15 protein-coding genes and 1 pseudogene are annotated in these 17,042 nt (G+C 60.9%); 9 read left to right on the top strand and 7 right to left on the bottom strand.

Features of this window, described 5'->3' with window-relative positions; all coding sequences use genetic code 11:
• Positions 1-171 precede the first annotated feature (171 nt).
• From BLV45_RS09555 to BLV45_RS09520, 8 genes and pseudogenes are all read left to right on the top strand, one after another.
• Positions 172-429 (top strand): type II toxin-antitoxin system ParD family antitoxin, encoded by a 258-nt coding sequence (locus tag BLV45_RS09555; protein ID WP_090532135.1) that lies wholly within the window; start codon positions 172-174, stop codon positions 427-429.
• A complete protein-coding gene (locus BLV45_RS09550) occupies positions 426-725 on the top strand; it encodes a type II toxin-antitoxin system RelE/ParE family toxin (RefSeq protein ID WP_090532133.1) in 300 nt (99 codons plus the stop codon). The genes BLV45_RS09555 and BLV45_RS09550 overlap by 4 nt, the downstream gene beginning before the upstream one ends.
• Before the next feature lie 152 nt (positions 726-877).
• Positions 878-1,147: pseudogene (locus BLV45_RS09545) on the top strand (transposase); the annotation flags it as partial.
• A gap of 209 nt (positions 1,148-1,356) precedes the next feature.
• Entirely contained in the window at positions 1,357-3,744 is a 2,388-nt protein-coding gene (locus BLV45_RS09540) for a DNA-binding protein (RefSeq protein WP_090532130.1), read from the top strand.
• Between the two features lie 8 nt (positions 3,745-3,752).
• The gene (locus BLV45_RS09535; RefSeq protein ID WP_090532128.1) at positions 3,753-4,394 is read left to right on the top strand and encodes a DsbA family oxidoreductase; all 642 of its coding nucleotides are present in this window, start codon (positions 3,753-3,755) and stop codon (positions 4,392-4,394) included.
• A 365-nt stretch (positions 4,395-4,759) separates the two neighbouring features.
• Positions 4,760-5,554 (top strand): substrate-binding periplasmic protein, encoded by a 795-nt coding sequence (locus tag BLV45_RS09530; protein WP_090532126.1) that lies wholly within the window; start codon positions 4,760-4,762, stop codon positions 5,552-5,554.
• The gene (locus BLV45_RS09525) at positions 5,551-8,721 is read left to right on the top strand and encodes a bifunctional diguanylate cyclase/phosphodiesterase (protein ID WP_090532124.1); all 3,171 of its coding nucleotides are present in this window, start codon (positions 5,551-5,553) and stop codon (positions 8,719-8,721) included. Before BLV45_RS09530 ends, BLV45_RS09525 begins: the two co-directional genes overlap by 4 nt.
• A gap of 119 nt (positions 8,722-8,840) precedes the next feature.
• On the top strand, positions 8,841-9,272 hold the full coding sequence (locus tag BLV45_RS09520; protein WP_090532122.1) for a MarR family winged helix-turn-helix transcriptional regulator: 432 nt from the start codon (positions 8,841-8,843) through the stop codon (positions 9,270-9,272).
• Between the two features lie 3 nt (positions 9,273-9,275).
• On the opposite strand, the gene BLV45_RS09515 is transcribed toward BLV45_RS09520, so the two are convergent.
• From BLV45_RS09515 to BLV45_RS27000, 4 genes are all read right to left on the bottom strand, one after another.
• Positions 9,276-9,743 carry a BspC domain-containing protein gene (locus tag BLV45_RS09515; RefSeq protein WP_143130407.1) on the bottom strand — a complete coding sequence of 156 codons (468 nt, stop codon included), beginning with the start codon at positions 9,741-9,743 and terminating at the stop codon, positions 9,276-9,278.
• Positions 9,744-10,196: 453 nt separating this feature from the next.
• Positions 10,197-10,526: a DUF1840 domain-containing protein gene (locus BLV45_RS09510; RefSeq protein WP_090532846.1), complete on the bottom strand. Its 330-nt coding sequence runs from the start codon at positions 10,524-10,526 to the stop codon at positions 10,197-10,199.
• Between the two features lie 198 nt (positions 10,527-10,724).
• The gene (petA, locus tag BLV45_RS09505; protein WP_090532118.1) at positions 10,725-11,345 is read right to left on the bottom strand and encodes a ubiquinol-cytochrome c reductase iron-sulfur subunit; all 621 of its coding nucleotides are present in this window, start codon (positions 11,343-11,345) and stop codon (positions 10,725-10,727) included.
• Positions 11,346-11,648: 303 nt separating this feature from the next.
• Positions 11,649-11,888, bottom strand: a complete 240-nt coding sequence (locus BLV45_RS27000; protein ID WP_143130406.1) for a hypothetical protein — start codon at positions 11,886-11,888, stop codon at positions 11,649-11,651.
• Between the two features lie 440 nt (positions 11,889-12,328).
• On the opposite strand from BLV45_RS27000, the gene BLV45_RS09500 reads away from it, so the two are divergent.
• Positions 12,329-13,930, top strand: coding sequence for an APC family permease (locus BLV45_RS09500; RefSeq protein WP_090532115.1), 1,602 nt, complete (start codon positions 12,329-12,331; stop codon positions 13,928-13,930).
• A 338-nt stretch (positions 13,931-14,268) separates the two neighbouring features.
• Here BLV45_RS09500 and BLV45_RS09495 read toward each other — a convergent pair whose 3' ends face one another.
• The 3 genes from BLV45_RS09495 to BLV45_RS09485 all read right to left on the bottom strand — a co-directional run bounded on the left by BLV45_RS09495 (position 14,269) and on the right by BLV45_RS09485 (position 16,970).
• A complete protein-coding gene (locus BLV45_RS09495) occupies positions 14,269-14,814 on the bottom strand; it encodes a hypothetical protein (RefSeq protein ID WP_090532113.1) in 546 nt (181 codons plus the stop codon).
• 96 nt (positions 14,815-14,910) lie between these two features.
• Positions 14,911-15,558 (bottom strand): response regulator, encoded by a 648-nt coding sequence (locus BLV45_RS09490; RefSeq protein ID WP_090532110.1) that lies wholly within the window; start codon positions 15,556-15,558, stop codon positions 14,911-14,913.
• A gap of 2 nt (positions 15,559-15,560) precedes the next feature.
• A complete protein-coding gene (locus BLV45_RS09485; protein WP_090532108.1) occupies positions 15,561-16,970 on the bottom strand; it encodes a cache domain-containing protein in 1,410 nt (469 codons plus the stop codon).
• Between the last annotated feature and the right edge of the window lie 72 nt (positions 16,971-17,042).

The raw sequence follows: 17,042 nt of genomic DNA, 5'->3' as shown, positions 1-17,042 counted from the left end.
CCCGAAGTCGATGCTGCATACGATCGTAAGGGCTCGCAGGCGCGATCTTTTTTGTTTGCGGTAGAGCCCGACGAGATCGATAGTCGAATTAAGACTGGGCGCATCGCGCATCCATTTGATAATAGTTGATAAGCGATATAGAATTGGCCTGGTCACCTGGAGGACTCAGCCATGATTAGCGCAGACTTGGGGCAGCAACTCGAGGGGTACGTCACGAAGCTGGTGGAAACGGGCCGCTATGGCTCGAAAAGCGAAGTCTTACGCGAAGGCGTGCGACTGATTCAGGACCGCGAGACGCAGCTTGTCGCGCTGGATGCCGTGATAGAGCGCAGCATCGCCGATTCCGATGCCGGCCGGGGGGCGCCAGCCGAGGAAGTGTTCGACCAGCTCGAAGCCAGGTATCAGGCAATGGTGGACCGCAAGGCATGATCGTTCGCATCTTGCCTGCCGCAAGGGCCGAGATGGAAGCCATCGGCGATTACATAGCCCGGGATAATCCACGCCGCGCCGTGAGCTTCGTGCGTGAACTGCGCGACAAATGCCTGAGCCTCACAGACATACCCTTCGCTTTCCCGCTTGTGCCGCGCTACGAAGATCGAGGCGTGCGGCACCGGGCCCATGGCCGTTACCAGATTTTCTACCGCGTCGTCGGCGAGCCTGAGCGCATCGACATTCTTCACGTCCTGCACGGTGCGCGTGATTACGCCGCGATTCTTTTTCCGTAGCACGGCAAGACTGTATTCAGTTTCCATGGCGGTTTCTGATCGCGCGACGTGTTGATCCGATGGCGCAGATCGGCTGAGGCTATTGAAAAAGTCGTTGTCGATGCAGAATGTTGAGTATCCTGGAAGACATCAAACGACGGGAGTGAATCGTCATGACGGGTCGACTGGATTGCGGACAGGACAAGCTCTTCTACTCGTTCAATCTCAGCAACCACGTCCCGTAAACGCACCTGTTGAGAGGTATCGATCGCTTCCTTGGCCTGCGAGATCTGCGTCAGCACCTCGCACCGTTCTACAGCCCGATGGGTCGTCCATTAATTGCCCCAGAGCTCATGATCCACATGTTGATCGTGGGTGACTGCTTTGGCATCCGGTCCGAGCGACGTCTATGCGAAGAGGTGCATCTGAACCTCGCATACCGTTGATTTTGCCGGTTACCCTGCGCAAGGGAACGGACCCGTCGCATGTGTTTGAGCGCGCGCTGCCTGCCTGCATGAGCAGGTCCAGCAGGGTTTGCCCGGATGACAAACCCTTCATTATTCTTTCAATTGAATTTCGCTGGACGTAGTAACGTATAGAAAAATCTACTCTGGCCCGGTTTGGCCCGGTCACCTTGATTATTGAGGCGCTTATGTCCACGGACGCAGACACGATCACCGATGAACAGGTCGCTGCAATTGCAGATCGCATGGTCGAAGAAGGCAGAAGAGTTTCCCCGGTCACAATCTGGTCGGAGGTTCGTGGCGGCTCGCTTGTTGCGATCGTAGCGGCCTTGCAGCGCTGGCGCGAAGCGCGACAGCCCGTGACGCAGAAACCTCCGGCCGAGGCAGGATTGCCCGAGGGCCTTGTCGAAACAATGATGAGCGCCGCAGGCCGCATCTGGACGGCGTCGCACGAAGCAGCGGAGAAGGTTTTCAGTCAGCGCGTGGCGGAGATGAACGAGCATGTCGCCGCCGCTCAGGTAGAACGGGACGAGGCGCTTACCGAGTTTCAGAAGGTACTGGAAGAAGTCGAGGCCGCGCGCAAGGTGCGTGAAGAACTGGCCGCGACAGTCTCGAGCAGGAACGAAGAGATCACGCGGATCACGCAGGAACGCGACGAAGCGCGGCAAGAGATCGCAAAGCTGGGCGACGCGTGCCAGGCGAAAACCGAAGAAGCAACCCGCTGGTCGCAAGAGGCAGGCGCGGCTTCATCGCGTGCCGAAGCCGCTGAAACACGTATCGAGGCACTCGTACAACGTGCATCGGAAGAGGCTGTTGTGCTGGAAGCGACGAAGACGTCGCTTGAGGAAGCACACAAGGCACATGAATCGTTGACGGAGGTCGTCTCAAGCAAGAGCGAAGAGATCACGCGGATCACGCAGGAGCGCGACGAAGCGCGGCAAGAGATCGCAAAGCTGGGCGACGCGTGCCAGGCGAAAACCGAAGAAGCAATCCGCTGGTCGCAAGAGGCAGGCGCGGCTTCATCGCGCGTAGTAGCCGCCGAAACGCGCATCGAGGAGCTCGTGCAGCGCGCTTCGGAAGAAGCGGCGAAACTGGAAGCCACTAGATCGGCGCTTGAAGAGGCGCATCAGGCGCACGAACAGTTGACCGCGGTCGTCTCAAGCAGGGGCGACGAAATCGCGCAGGTCAATCAGCAGCTTGACGCGGCGCGGCAGGAGATCGCGACCTTAAGCGATGCGTGTCAGGCGAAAACCGAAGAAGCAACCCGCTGGTCGCAGGAGGCAGGTGCGGCTTCATCGCGTGTAGTAGACGCCGAAACACGCATCGAGGCACTCGTGCAGCGTGCGTCGGAGGAAGCGGCGAAACTCGACGCCACCACGGCATCGCTTGAAGCGGCGCTTAAGGAACGTGAAGCGTTAGCCGCTGTTGTCTCAAGCAGGAGCGACGAGATAGCGCAGGTCACCGGTCAGCTTGATCACGCGCAGCAGGAGATCGCAAAGCTAAACGACGCCTGCGAGGCGAAGTCGCAAGAGGCGAGTGCGGCCTCATCGCGCGCTGAAGCCGCCGAAACACGCATCGCGGCACTCGTGCAGCGTGCGTCGGAAGAAGCGGCTGCGCTGAACGCGACGAGGACGTCGCTTGAGGAAGCACACAAGGCGCATGAAGCGTTGACGACGGTTGTCTCAACCAAGAGCGACGAGATTTCGAAGATGACCCAGCAGCTAGACGAAGCGCGGCAAGAGATCGCAACGTTGAGCGACGCGTGCCAGGCGAAGTCGCAAGAAGTGACGCGCTGGTCGCAGGAGGCAAGCGCGGCTTCAGTGCGCGCTGAAGCCGCGAAAGCAGAGGTGGACGAGGGCGTTGCACGGCTTGCCGCGATGGAGGCTCAACGGGATCAGGCCCGTACGGCATTTGTGGCGGAGCGCAAGGCAGGCGCGGCGCGCAAGGAAGAGGCGTTGGCCCAGCTCGCCGAACTGCAGCGCGTCACCCGGGAACTCGGAGAGGCCCGCGAACGCGAAAGCGCCATGACTGCGGCGAAGACGGCCGCGAGCGCCGAACTCGCACGCGTTTCGCAGGAAGCGTCTGCCGCGAAGGACCGCGCGGATGCCGCCGAAAAGCACGTCGTGCAACTGGAGCAGCGTCTCGCCGCGCACGAGGCAGCCGACTCGATAGAAAGTCAACGCGCACGGCAGCTTGCCATGCACGCAGGTGAATCCACAGGTACGGAAGACGTCGACGCATTGCAGCGTCAGATGTCGGCGCAGGCCCAGGCCCATGAAAAAGCCTTCAACGAGCTTCGCGCCAATGCCGAACAGTGGGTGGCGCATGCAAAGGAACTGAAACAAAGACTCAGCCAGGCAGGTGAGAAGATACTGTTCATCGACGCGCGCAGCACGGGAGAAGTCGCGCTGTTGCGGCGCCTCTCATCCGAGCTTGAGCGGGTCAAGCCGGATCACGAACTGGTGTCCCGGGACACACAGCAGAAACTGATCGGCGCGACGATGGTTCAGCAACTCGCCCAGAAGGGCTACCGGTATAACCCGGCTACGGCCGTCATGTCCAAAGTGGATAGTTGAGGAACGCAATGGCACAACAACTGACAATCGATTTTGTCTCCGATATCGCATGCCCGTGGTGTGCGATCGGCCTGTCTTCGCTTCAGCTTGCGTTGTCGCGCCTGGGCGATGCGGTCGACGCCCGGATCGTCGTGCATCCCTTCGAACTGAATCCGGAGATGGGGCCAGGGGGCGAGGCCATCGTCGACTATCTCGGCAAGAAATATGGACGCACACCGGAACAGATCGCCGAAACGCAAGCGATGATCCGCGAGCGGGGCGAGAGCGTGGGCTTTGCGTTCGGACCGCGTACGCGTGCCTATAACACCTTCGATGCGCACCGCCTGATGCATTGGGCCGGTATCGAAGGCCGGCAGTTGCCGCTCAAAATGGCGCTGCTGCGGGCCTACCATGCCGAGGGCAAGGACCCGGGCGACCACGAAGTCCTGGTCGAAGCAGCCCGGTCCGTGGGGCTCGACGCCGGGGAGGCCCGCGACGTGCTGCAAAGCGGACGCTACGCCGACGACGTTCGTGCCGAAGAACAGAAATATCAGGCAATGGGCATCCACTCGGTGCCGGCGATCATCTTCAACCAGCGCTATCTGGTGTCCGGAGGGCAACCCGTGGAAACCTTCGAGCAGGCTATCCAGCAGATTCTGTCCGAAGCGTAACGTTCCGGCATTCCGGGAAGGCGCTTTCGCGAGCCTGGGCGGTGCGCTCCGTACCACGGCGGAACCCCGGCCATCGCCCGTTGACATGCGGCCTGCGGAGTTTCTGTCGTCTTGCTGTCCGCATAGACGGGTTCTGCACGTCCCGTCAAAAAAGTCATGCGCGTCGCTCAGGAACCTTGAACTATTGCCGATAATGCGTATGGAGGTTTTGTCTACCTGATTCCAGGGTGTTCACCGCCGGAGGCGGGACGGGCACACAAAACCTGAAGAGGCTGGAATCTGTCAGGCATGGCCGGCGGGAAGCCCCGTCGGGTCGGGTTGCGGACAATAATTCAACGGATGCTACGTTCCGCTGCGGAGGCGCTGTGATTCGAAACTGGCTGGGCGGTGTGCTACTGGCGGTATGTTGGGCAGGCAGTGCCTTTGCGGCTGGACCGGATTGCTCCCGTCCCTTCACACTCGGTTTGCACGACCATGGCCTGCTTTATTCGCTCGATACGGATAGCGGCATCGACAAGGATTTCGCGGAAGAACTGATCCGCCGGAGCGGTTGCCAGATCAAGGTCAGCCTGATGTCGCGCGCGCGGATCTGGAAGCTGATCGAATCCGGCGCGCTCGACTTCAGTCTCTCGGGCATCGCCAACGACGAGCGCAGGGGTTACGCGTCATTCGCGTGGTACTTCAGCAACAAATACTATTTGCTGGTCCGCAACGACGCCGGCATTCACAACGTCGCGGACTTCGAGAACGACCCGCACGCGCAGCTCGGCGTGATCCGCAGTTTCCGCTATAGCGCCTCGGCGAACGCGCTGGTCGACAAGCTCGCGTCGGAGAACCGTGTCAGCCTGGCGGGCGGGCTGGAGCCGTTGTATAAGGCGCTCATCCTGCGCCACATTCAGGGCATGATTATCGAGCCCTTCGATTACCCTGTGATCGACGAGAAAAAGATTCGCGACGTGACGACGATCGTCGAATTCAACGATCCGTCGGTGCCGCACGGTCTGATCATGTCGAACAAGGCGCTGTCGCCCGCGGAACGGGAGAAATGGCGCGCGCTCGTGGACGAGATGCGCGCCGACGGCACGGTGCGCCGCATCTTCGACAAGTACTTCAAGCCGGACCTCGCCAATTCCATGGTCAACTTTCAGGCCACACCATGAGCAGGGCGCGTTCCGTCCTGTTGCCGCTGCTCGTCCTGTCGACGTCGCTGTGCCTGACGTGGATCGTCTGGAATCACGAGCGGCAAGCCACCCGCAACGAACTGCGCACCCAGTTCGAATATTCGGTGGGCGATGCGGTCAGCCGTGTCGAACAGCGGATGGCGACGTATGAACTCATGCTGCGCGGCGTGCAAAGCCTGTTCGCCACGAGCGGCACGATCGATCGTGCGCAGTTCCGCCGCTATGTCAACGCGCTCAATCTCGACGTGAACTTTACCGGGGTTCATGCCGTGGGCGTCGTCGAATGGGTGCCGGCGGCGCGCAAGGACGCGCACGTCGCGCAAATGCGCGAGGAGGGCGTCACCGGCTACGCGATTCAGCCTCCGGGACGTCGCGACGACTACGCGCCGGTCATTCAGCGCGAGCCCTATGTGGGTGTCGTGCGCAGCTCACCCGGCTTTGACGCCTGGGACAATCCGGTGCGCCGGCGCGCGCTCGAAAAGTCGCGCGATTCCGGCATGGCGACGCTCTCGGGCAAGGTGAGTCTGTCGGCCGATCTGGATTCCGATCTCAGGCCGGGTTTCATCATGTACCTGCCGGTCTACGCACCCGGCGAGCCGCAGGACGACGTCGCGCAGCGTCGCAAGCACATTACCGGCTGGGTCTACGCGTCGTTTCGCATGCACGACGTGATCGCCAGTCTCTACGGCGAACAGCCCGACGGGCTCGCGTTCGCGATCTACGACGGCGTGGAACCGTCGGAGGCGGCGCTGCTCTATCGAACGCCGAATCCGGGCAACCGGCACACGACGCCACTGATTTCCACCCATGAATATCTGGTCGTCAACGGACACGACTGGACGCTCTCGATCAGCGCGTTGGATGGATTCCGTTCCCGCCTCGGGCGTAACGCCGAAGTGTTGATCGCCTGCGCCGGCACGGGGCTAAGCCTGCTGTTGACGCTCCTCACCTGGCTCATGATGACGGGACGCGGCCGCGCGATGCGTCTGGCGTCGAACATGACGCAGGAACTGCGCGAAAGCGAAGAGAAATTCCGCGCGATCGCGGACTGCACCGTGAATCTGGAGATCTGGTGGGGACCGGATGGCAAGCCGCGCTGGATCAACCCGTCAGTCGAGCACTACACGGGTTATACGGTCGAGGAATGCATGGCGATGCCGGACTTTTCCCGCACGCTGATTCATCCGGACGACATCCCGCGCGTGGCGCCGGAATTCCAGAAAGGCCTGCAGGGATATCGCGGCGACGATCTCGAGTTTCGTTGTGTGCGCAAGGATGGCTCGCACGTGTGGCTGTCGATTTCGTGGGTGCCGATCAGCAACGCACGGGGCGGCTTCATCGGCTTTCGCACGAGCGGCCGCGACATCACGGAGCGCAAGCAGATCGAGGCGGAGCTGCGCATCGCGGCCGTGGCGTTCGATTCGCAGGAAGCCATGATGGTCACCGACGTCGAGAGCACGATACTGCGCGTGAACTCGGCGTTCACCGAATGCACCGGATACGCCGCGGAGGAGGTCGTCGGGCGCACGCCGCGACTGCTCAAGTCGGACCTTCACGATGCCGCTTTCTACAAGGAGATGTGGCAAACCATTCGTCGCGTGGGCGGATGGCAGGGCGAGATCTGGGGCCGCCGGAAGAACGGCGAGATCTATCCCAAGTGGCTGACGATCTCGGCGGTGACCGGCGAGGGCGGCGCGGTGACGCATTACGTCGGCACGCACCACGACATCACGCAGCGCAAGAAGTCGGAAGAGAAAATCCGCGAACTCGCGTTCTACGACACGCTCACGCGCCTGCCCAACCGCGCGCTGCTGCTTGAGCGGCTGCGGCAGTCGATGGCGAACAGTCACCGGGACAAGGTCTGCGGCGCGCTGATGTTCATCGATCTGGATCACTTCAAGACGCTCAACGATACGCTCGGCCATGACAAGGGCGACATGCTCCTGCGGCAGGTGGCCTATCGCCTGTCGAGCAGCGTGAGCGAGGGCGACACGGTCGCCCGGGTCGGCGGCGACGAGTTCGTTGTCGTGCTGGGGAACCTGAGTTTCGACAAGGCGGTGGCGACTGCGCAGACCGAGGCAGCGGGCGAGCGGATTCTTGCCGTGCTGGGCAGCGCCTATCAGTTGAGCGGTGTCCAGTTCCGCAGCACCGCGAGCATCGGCGTGACGGTATTCGATGGAGAACAAACCTCCACCGACGAGCTTTTCAAGCAGGCCGATCTCGCGATGTACAAATCCAAGGAGCGCGGTCGCAACGCGATGTGCTTCTTCGACCCCGCGATGCAGACCGTCGTGCTGGAGCGGGCGGAACTGGAGGTGGGTCTGCGCAACGCGATCGAGGAGAACCGGTTCGTGCTGCACTACCAGGCGCAGGTCGTCGACGGCGATCATATAACCGGCGCCGAAGCGCTCGTGCGATGGATGCATCCGGTGCGCGGCCTGATCCCGCCGGGCGAATTCATTTCACTCGCGGAAGAAACCGGCCTGATCCTCGAGATTGGACAGATGGTTCTTGCGTCCGCGTGCAGCCAGCTCGCGCAGTGGGCGACGCGTCCATCGATGGCGCATCTGTCGATTGCGGTGAACGTCAGCGCGCGCCAGTTTCGGGAGCCCGACTTCGTGGAGAGCGTGCTGAAGGTCATCTGTCAAACCGGCGCGAGGGCGGACAGGCTGAAGCTGGAGCTGACCGAAAGCGTGCTCGTCGAGAACGTCGAGGACATCATCGAAAAAATGAGGGCGCTTCGGGCGCACGGCGTGACGTTCTCGCTGGATGACTTCGGCATCGGCTATTCGTCGCTCTCTTACCTGAAGCGTCTGCCGCTCGATCAACTGAAGATCGACCGGTCGTTCGTGCGCGACATCCTGGACGACCCCAACGACGCCGACATCGCGAGGACCATCGTCGCGCTCGCGCGAAGCTTCGACCTGGGCGTGATCGCCGAGGGCGTCGAGAACGAAGCGCAAAGGGATTTCCTTGCGATGGCCGGCTGCCATGCGTATCAAGGCTTCCTCTTTTGCAAGCCGCTGCCGATCGAAGCCTTCGAGGAGTTTGCAAGCCGCTTCGGCGCCGCGCGGGCAACAGGTCAGGCAACGAATCAGGCAGAAGGAAACCATGAACGAAGCGTCGGTTCAGGCACGTTGAACTGATCCGGCTCGCGTCGAAAGGGCGGTTTGTCGTTGTGCGCACGCGCCGCTTCGCGCAGGCTGGAGGATCGTGAGTATGATGGTGGATCAACCAGTCGATTTCGAGCAAGGGAACCAACAGCATGACGACGCGCAGGAAAACTGCAGTTTCAGCGGACGTGCCGGCCAAGGAAGATCTCGAAGCGATGTCGCTTTTTCGCTATCAGCTGCGTCGATTTCTTCGCTTCTCCGAAGAGGTGACGCATACCGAGGGCGTCACGTCGTTGCAGTATCAGTTGATGTTGCACGTGCGCGGTTTCGCGGGGCGAGACTGGGCAACGGTCGGGGAACTGGCGGAGCGGCTTCAGGCGGCGCCGCACGGCACCGTTGCGCTGGTGTCGCGCTGCGAAGCGAACGGGCTTGTCTCGCGGCGCGCGAGCAGGGCAGACGGGCGTCAGGTTGAAGTACACCTGACAGTCAAAGGGGAACAGTGTCTCGCGCGGCTCGCGTCAAAACACAAGCTGGAAATCGAGGCGTTCGGCTGGGCGTTCAACCGGATGCCTCCTGACGAATGACGGTCAGTGGATATTCACGGGCTGTGCGGAAAGGCCGATCACGTGCCCGTGCCACAAATTGCACGTCGCCTTGACGGGCATCCACACATACTTGCCGCGAACCTTGGCAAAAGCGGATGTCTTCACCACGGTGTCGACCGGCAGTGGAGCCGTGTCACGGGAAATCCGCTTGCCCTTCAGGATGGTGGCCTTCAGCGCATGGCGTTCCGAAATGACGAACAGGTCATAGCGCGGCGTGGTCCTCACCCAGCGGTCGAACGCGGCCACGCAATTCACGACTACGCCAGGAACGTGCATGCGCCTGAGATAGGCGTAGTCATCCGGAGAACTGTCTTGCGGCTGTGCGTCCGCGTAGTGGCAGGCGAGGCTAAAGGCGAGGAGCAGAAAAAACGCGGAGATAATCTTCATGGAGTGGGATGCCCGCCGAAAGCGGGGAACCTCAAGGCAGCAAAATAGCCGACGAGTATACATGCGGTCAGTCCATCCTCCCGCTTCTTCAGATCCAGTCTGAAGATGTTTGACGGCGATATGGCAATCGCGAGAGCACACGCGCCGCAGGATAAAAAATGGACCCGGCTGTATGCACGGGTCCTGAAAGCCAGCCACGCTACAGGGGATGCAGGCTGGCAGGCCACCCCGAGAAATCCAGTTGCCGGAAACGCTCACAACTGCGTTCTGTTACGGATATACGCATCAAGACACGCAGACCCCCTCGAAGATACGACCAGACGACGAGTCGATCATTCGTTGGGGCACGAGCGACTGTATTGTGAAGGACTTAAACGAAACTTAAGGCTGATACTGGGAAAAACCCGGGAGATCATCCAGCGTGCCGCACGTGTACAGGCGAACTGCCACATGAAGCAGCACGCGTCGAAAAACAGGAGGGTGTCGCGATCGTTAATCTGCCTTCGCTAGCGTCCCCTATAGGCCCCAGATAATATCGGCATCCCGTTTTTGGGCCTCACGCATCATGTCGAGCAGCGGCCACGCACGGTGTGCAACCCCGCCACGATCTTCATTCATGTCGTAGCGATGCTCACCCCGGACGGTATGGAGTGTTTCGAGCGCGGTTTCGGCGCGCGCCTCCCCGGAAATGGCCGTTTCCAGACGGGCAATCATATGAGGCAATTCGTCGTGCGCGATCACCCCGCGCGCATCCAGGCGCTTGCCAATCAGGCCAAGGAGGTATTGAGCGAGGTTCCTGAGCATGACGACGTCAGGTGTGGCCGTGGATTGGAATGTGACCAGCATGATGGAACCTCCTTGCGTAGAGGTCTTCAGCATGGCGGAGTCCTGTTTACTGGATCTGGAGCGTGTCCTCCCCGTTGGCGCGCGCAGGCTCCGCACATTATTTTTCTGGTCCGGTATCGGCCCTTGCAGCTCCAGACAGGGTCATGAGAAGACCTGCCTGAATTTTATATCATAACGTGATAAATTCAAAGCAATCGCTCAGGCTTCTCCGTGTTCATCCTGTCCAACCAGCACGCTCTCTGGGGACGCAAACATATAGCGCGGCACATCCAGGTTTTGCGGTGCCGGTTTGTCCTTGAATACGCGCCCGGCGAGATCGTACGTGGAGCCATGGCAAGGGCACAGGAAGCCTCCCGGCCAGTTGTCTGGCAGGTTAGCCTGGGGGCCTTCCTGAAACCGGGGGCGCGGTGTGCAGCCGAGATGCGTGCAGACACCCACGACGACGAGAATGTTCCGATGATCCTCGCGAGACCGGTACAGGTTCCCGCAGTACGCCGGCAGCGGCATGGAAAACGGGTGCTGTGTCGTGGGGTCGGCCACCATCGGGCTCGCAGTCACGACGTCGGCGAGCATTTTCTCCGTCCGGTTGACGAGAAACACTGGCACGCCGCGCCACGCGATGGTCATCATGTCGCCGGGCTGAAGCCTGCTGATGTCCGCGATAACAGGTGCGCCAGCGGCTCTGGTCATGGCCGACGGGGCGAACGAGTCGACAAATGGCACCAGCGTGGCAACCGCTCCAGCACCTCCAGCAATCGATGTTGCGATCAGCCATTTGCGGCGATCGACATTCGGGATTTCGCATTGATACTCGCTCATTTCGCACTCCATCTATTCGAGCGCCGATATGTGTTTGAGTGTCATTGCGTCGACGCGTTCGGGGCAGGTACGAAATGTCAACGACCTTACGATGCACCTGCTTTTCTAACCGCGATACCCAAAGGGACATGTATCGCGCGAACGGAGTTTGAGCGGGAGAGTGACCCCGTCGAATGAGTATCCTGACAGTTCGACCGTACGCACGTCCTTGAGCGCGGGGCGTCGCCCGTCCACGTACGTTAGTGGCATTAAGCGTGGCGTTACCGTCGGCAATGGACCGACGTAGTGGGTCGCGTTAAACAATCATTTCTGATTTCCGCGCCACTGCCATTCGAACCTGTCACCGCGTAAGCGTGCGCGCCGATCGCCATTGTAGTTTTCATTATTTAGCAAGGCGGGGGAGATCGCCGATCCGTGCTTCGATCGTGTGGGCGTATAGGTGATACGCGCCAGATCAGCCTTCCCGGGCGCAACGTCGTTCGGCCCATGTGGCGAATCCAGATTCACAGGGCTAGCCATCGCGACGTCGATGCTGCGTTCCATGTGCGCACCTGTGGACGTACACGCAACTGACGCGAACAGGCCCGTGAAAAACGCTATCAGGCAGTATTTCACGCTTCGATTTCCGCAACACGTGCCGGTCGGGTTTCGCTTGAACATACCGGAGCCACATTCTTTCATCGACGAAAGAATGTGGAAAATTGACGGTCGAAACACCATGATAGGTCACAAAGTGACATATTTCCAATATCGGCCTGGCTGCCGCAAAAAGAAGGTTGCCGGGTACCCGACCGGATAGCAGACGATGCAAGGCGGCCTATGTCCCGTCATTAACTATTTCAGGGATTTTCTTGCATCGGGTTCTGTCCAACCATGCATGAAGTCGCGACCCTTCCGCGTCGAACAACGTGAAGAGCGCGACCGTCGCAGCCGCGAAAAAAAAGAAAACATACGCCGGCGAATCAAGGAGCGGGGAGGCCAGAATGAGCACTATCTCAAGCCTGACGTTATCGGGGAAATTACGGCGCGATGCCGGAGTCGTAGGACTTTTACTGGCCAGCACGACGAGCATTATCGGTTCGGGCTGGCTATTCGGCGCGTACCACGCGGCGAAAATCGCAGGTCCGTTAAGCATCGGAAGCTGGGTTCTCGGCGCGGTCATCATCATGCTGATCGCGCTGTGTTTTGCGGAACTGGCTGCGCTGTTTCCGCGTAGCGGCGCGCTGGTGCATATGAGCCATGCGAGTCATGGCGAGGGCCTCGGCCGCATCTGGTGCTGGTTGCTCTTCCTCGCGTATGTGCCGGTGCCGGCGGTCGAAACCGAAGCGATCGTGACCTATGCGAACAACTACCTGCCGTACTTCATCCGCCCTGGCAGCGAAGGCCTGCTGACCACGACCGGCTTTGTCGCGTGCGCCGCGCTTCTCGGAGTCATGGCGCTGCTGAACCTGATGGTGGTTCGATGGCTGCTCAACGTCAATTCGACTATTACGTGGTGGAAGATTCTGGTGCCGGTGCTCACCATCGCCGGGCTGATGATGGCAAGCACGCACTGGTCGGTGATGAGCGCGGCGCCTGATACCTACAAGCTGTCAGGCATGTTCACGGCTCTCCCGGCGGCCGGGATCGTCTTCAGTTATCTCGGCTTTCGCACGGCCATCGACCTCGGCGGAGAAACGGCGAATCCTCACCGCAATATCCCGCTCGCGGTCATCGGTGCGGTACTGATCGCAGCTGCGATCTACATCATGCTTCAGGTCGCGTTCATCTGGGCGCTGACGCCGGCGGACCTGGCGCATGGCTGGGCCAATCTGAGCTTCAAGGGTGAGATGGGGCCGTTCGCAGGCCTCGCGGCATCCCTCGGGCTCGGCTGGATGGCGACGTTGCTCTACATCGATGCGTACATCTCACCGGGCGGTACAGGGCTGATGTACGTCACCGGCGGTTCGCGCATCCTGTTCGCCGCCGGCGAAATGGATGCAGGTCCGCGATGGCTCACGAGGCTCAATGGCAACAAGGTGCCGTGGCTGTCGGTGCTCGTGATGTGGGTGGTCGGCGCAATTTTCCTGCTGCCGTTTCCCGCATGGCAGCAGATGGTGAATTACATCACGTCCATTACTGTGCTGACCTATGGGCTGGGCCCGATCGCGCTACTCGTGCTGCGCCGCAATCTGCCCGAACTCAAGCGGCCGTTCCGCATGACGGGCGCATCCGTTATCGCACCGCTCGCGTTCATCTGCAGCAACCTTGTGATCTACTGGACGGGATTGAAGACCAATAGCTTCCTCTTCTCGATGGTCGCGATCGGGTTCGTGCTGTACGCCCTGTATTACCACTTTGTCATGCGCAAACCCGCCGCTGCGTTTGGCTGGAAGAACATTTCGTGGCTGCTGCCCTGGTTCGGCGGAATCTGGCTGCTGTCGTGGCTCGGCGGCATCGGCGGTGGACGCGGCGTGATCGGCTTTGGCTGGGACATTCTGCTGGTGTCGATATGGAGCGTGATCGTGATGGCGCTCGCGATGCGCTGCGCGCTGGGCGCGGATGAAACATTGCTCATGATGGAGCGGATGGACCGGACGAGCTAGGTGTGATCGCTCATCTCTGTATGAAGATGTCTGTCGCACCGCGCGCGGGTTCTGCTGCACGTGCCACGACGCGCGCGCGCCGGTCGAATTCAGCGGGATAGTCGATGCCCAGACCACGCCCGAAGAGATGAACGTGAAGGCGTATTTCATCGGCGTTTGAGTCGGGTTCGGGAGACACCGAATCCGGACCAGGACGTACACGCGACCGGCCTTGCCAGATGCTATGTGGGAGGGCAGCGACAGAAAGCCCGACTGGGGTAAAACGGGGCTTGCACACTCGTTTTCTCCGAAGGAGCACGCAAATGGATACGCCTGACACAGCCCCTCCCACATAGTATCTAGTTGCCCGGATCGATCACGGGTTTGTCCGGATCCGCAAGCGTCTTATAGGGGAGCGACGCTGCGTGCGGATTGGTTGTGGTGTCGTCGATCACGCGATCGACGTCCGCGGTCTTTGCGAGTTCCGCGAAGAACGTCTGTTTGTCGAAGCCCGGCGCGACGCAGCCCTGCACGTAAATGAAGCGGCGTTGCAGTGTGAGCCACAGCGTCGACTGTTCGCGCCAATGAGTCGCGTGGTTGATGTTGGTGAGACGCCGTTGGACGGCGTCGGCGATTTCCGCATCGTAGAGGTACGCATTCGACAGGCGGCAACGGCCTTCCACCCAGCAGCTATTGCCGCGCTCGATCCGGTAATGGCTGTCGTCGAGCCATTCCTGCACGGTCTCGAGTGGGCCTAACGGCACCGGACATTCGCTGATCGCTCGGGATATCTGAAAGAACGGGTCGTGACCACGATTGGCGCGCTGCGCGTCGGCGGCGTGGGCGTGAATTGCAGCCAGGCAGAGCAGCAGACTGAACAGAGAAAGTTGGATCGGGCGTTTCATCGTCTTGGGCTCCGGCGTTTTGAGCGTGGGATAGACGGATCGACGGTTTTGATTCTCGACTACACAGTTGAGATTATGCAGCGGTGGCTCAGAACCTCATTGGCTTTTACGCCGGTTCTCGACGGCGAACTTGATCAACTCGGCCTGGCCTTCGATATCGAGCTTGCGTTTCAGATTCAGCCGATGCGTTTCTACCGTGCGCACCGACAGGTCGTTGCGTTGAGCGATCTGCTTGCTTGAAAGGCCTTCCGCGAGCGCATCGAGAATATCGCGTTCACGTGGCGTGAGCCGTTCAATGGGCGATTGAGTCGCCGATGCCTGAATCAATCGCGCGCCCAGCCCCGCGCTGAAGAACGTCTTGCCTTCCAGCACCGCGCTGATCGCCTGAATGATTTCGGTGGCGGGCGAGTCCTTCAGCACATAGCCGCTGGCGCCCGCGCGTACCGCCTGGGTCACGTACTCGAGATTGTCGTGCATGGACAGCATCAGCACGCGTATTGCCGGGAAGCGCTCATGAAACATGCCGGCCAGCGCGATGCCGTTCATCCCGCTCATCCCGACGTCCATCAACACCAGGTGCGGTTCGTGGCTGGCCGCGAGTGCGAGCGCTTCTTGCGCATTGCCCGCCTCGCCGACGATTTCGATGTTGCGCACGGCTTCGAGCCGGGCGCGCAAACCATCGCGCACAAGTGGGTGATCGTCGACCAGAATCAAACGTGCGATAGCGAGCGACAGGCCGTTCATAGTCAGATCTCCGGCACGGCTGGCGATTGAAGCGCAGACGCAACGACCGGCACGCGCGCGGTCACGATCGTATGGCCGGCTTGCGAACTGAGCGACAGCCTGCCGCCCAGTGCGTCCAGCCGCTCGCGCATATTGCGCAGGCCCACGCCTGCGCGTGGACTGACGAGTGCGTGCGTCACGTCGAAACCGTGCCCATTGTCGGAGATCGTTAGCGTAACGGCGTCGTTCGATACTTCCAGCGAAAGCGCTGCGCTGGACGCGTGTGCGTGCCGCACGATATTCGTCAGCGCTTCCTGGGCGATGCGGAACAGCACGGTGTTGACCGCTTCCGGCAAAGACACGGCGTGGGTGTGCGGGATCTGCGTGAAACCGATCTGGATACCCGACTCGTCGCTCAACTCGCGCGTGAGTTGCTCCAGTGCGGCCGCTACGCCGAGGTCATCGAGCATTGATGGACGCAGCGCGTGAGAAATGCGGCGCACTTCACGCAAGGTATCGCCGATGCGCGCGACGCTGGTCGATAGCGCGGCTTCCGCTGCCGGCACACGCACGTCGCTGCGTTCCAGACGTGCCAGCGCCGATTCGAGCAACAGCTTCACGGAGACCATCATCTGACTGATGCCGTCGTGCAATTCACGCGACAACCGCGCCCGTTCGTTTTCCTGCGAATCGACCACCTGTTGTGCGAGCCGCTTCAGTTTGGCATCCGCGCTGCGATATTCGGTGACGTTGAGCACCAGTGCACACAATGCGATCACGGCGAGTCCGGCCACGGCGATGCCGTCGATCCATTGCATTGTGCGATCGATGTTGGCCGCCGCGCGCTGATCGATGTGCGCGAGCGTCGCGTCGATATCGTCGAGATAGATGCCGGTGCCGATCATCCAGCCCCAGCGTTCGAGCGGCACCACGTAGCCGAGTTTCGACGCGAGCTTGCCCGTCGACGGACGATGCCACACGTAACGCACGTAACCGCCGCCTCGCGAGGCCGCGGCGAGCAACTGCTGGATCGTCGGCGTGCCCTGCGGATCGCGCAGCGCCCATAGGTCGCGTCCGACGAGGTCGGGCTCGCGCGGATGCATTAGCGAACGGCCGTGCATGTCGTAGACGAAGAAGTAGCCGTCCTTGCCGAAATCCATTTTCCCGAGGATGTCGAGCGCGCGGGTACGCAGCATCGCATCGTCGCGCGCATTGTCGTGGCCGGCGTTGTAGAGCGGGGCGATCGCCGTGGTCGCAAGCTCGACGTAGTGCTTGAGTTCGATTTCCTTGCTGGCTATATACGCCGCCTGGGTGGTCGCGTGCTGCGTTTCGGCGAGTGCCGTGGCTTCCCGGCGTACGCCGGTTTCAATGCTGACGATGGCCGCCAGAAAGGGCACGATCGCCAGCAGGACAATCTTTGCTTTGAGTTTCATCGTTGAAAGGCCGGCGAACGGCTACGTAGTAGTACGTAGCCGGCTTACGTAGTTGCGCGCTTGTGAGGACGT

It is taken from the genome of Paraburkholderia sartisoli (assembly GCF_900107685.1).
Taxonomy (GTDB): Bacteria; Pseudomonadota; Gammaproteobacteria; order Burkholderiales; family Burkholderiaceae; genus Paraburkholderia; species Paraburkholderia sartisoli.
Note: the sequence above shows the minus strand (reverse complement) of the source record. Positions and strands in the feature narration are given on the sequence as shown.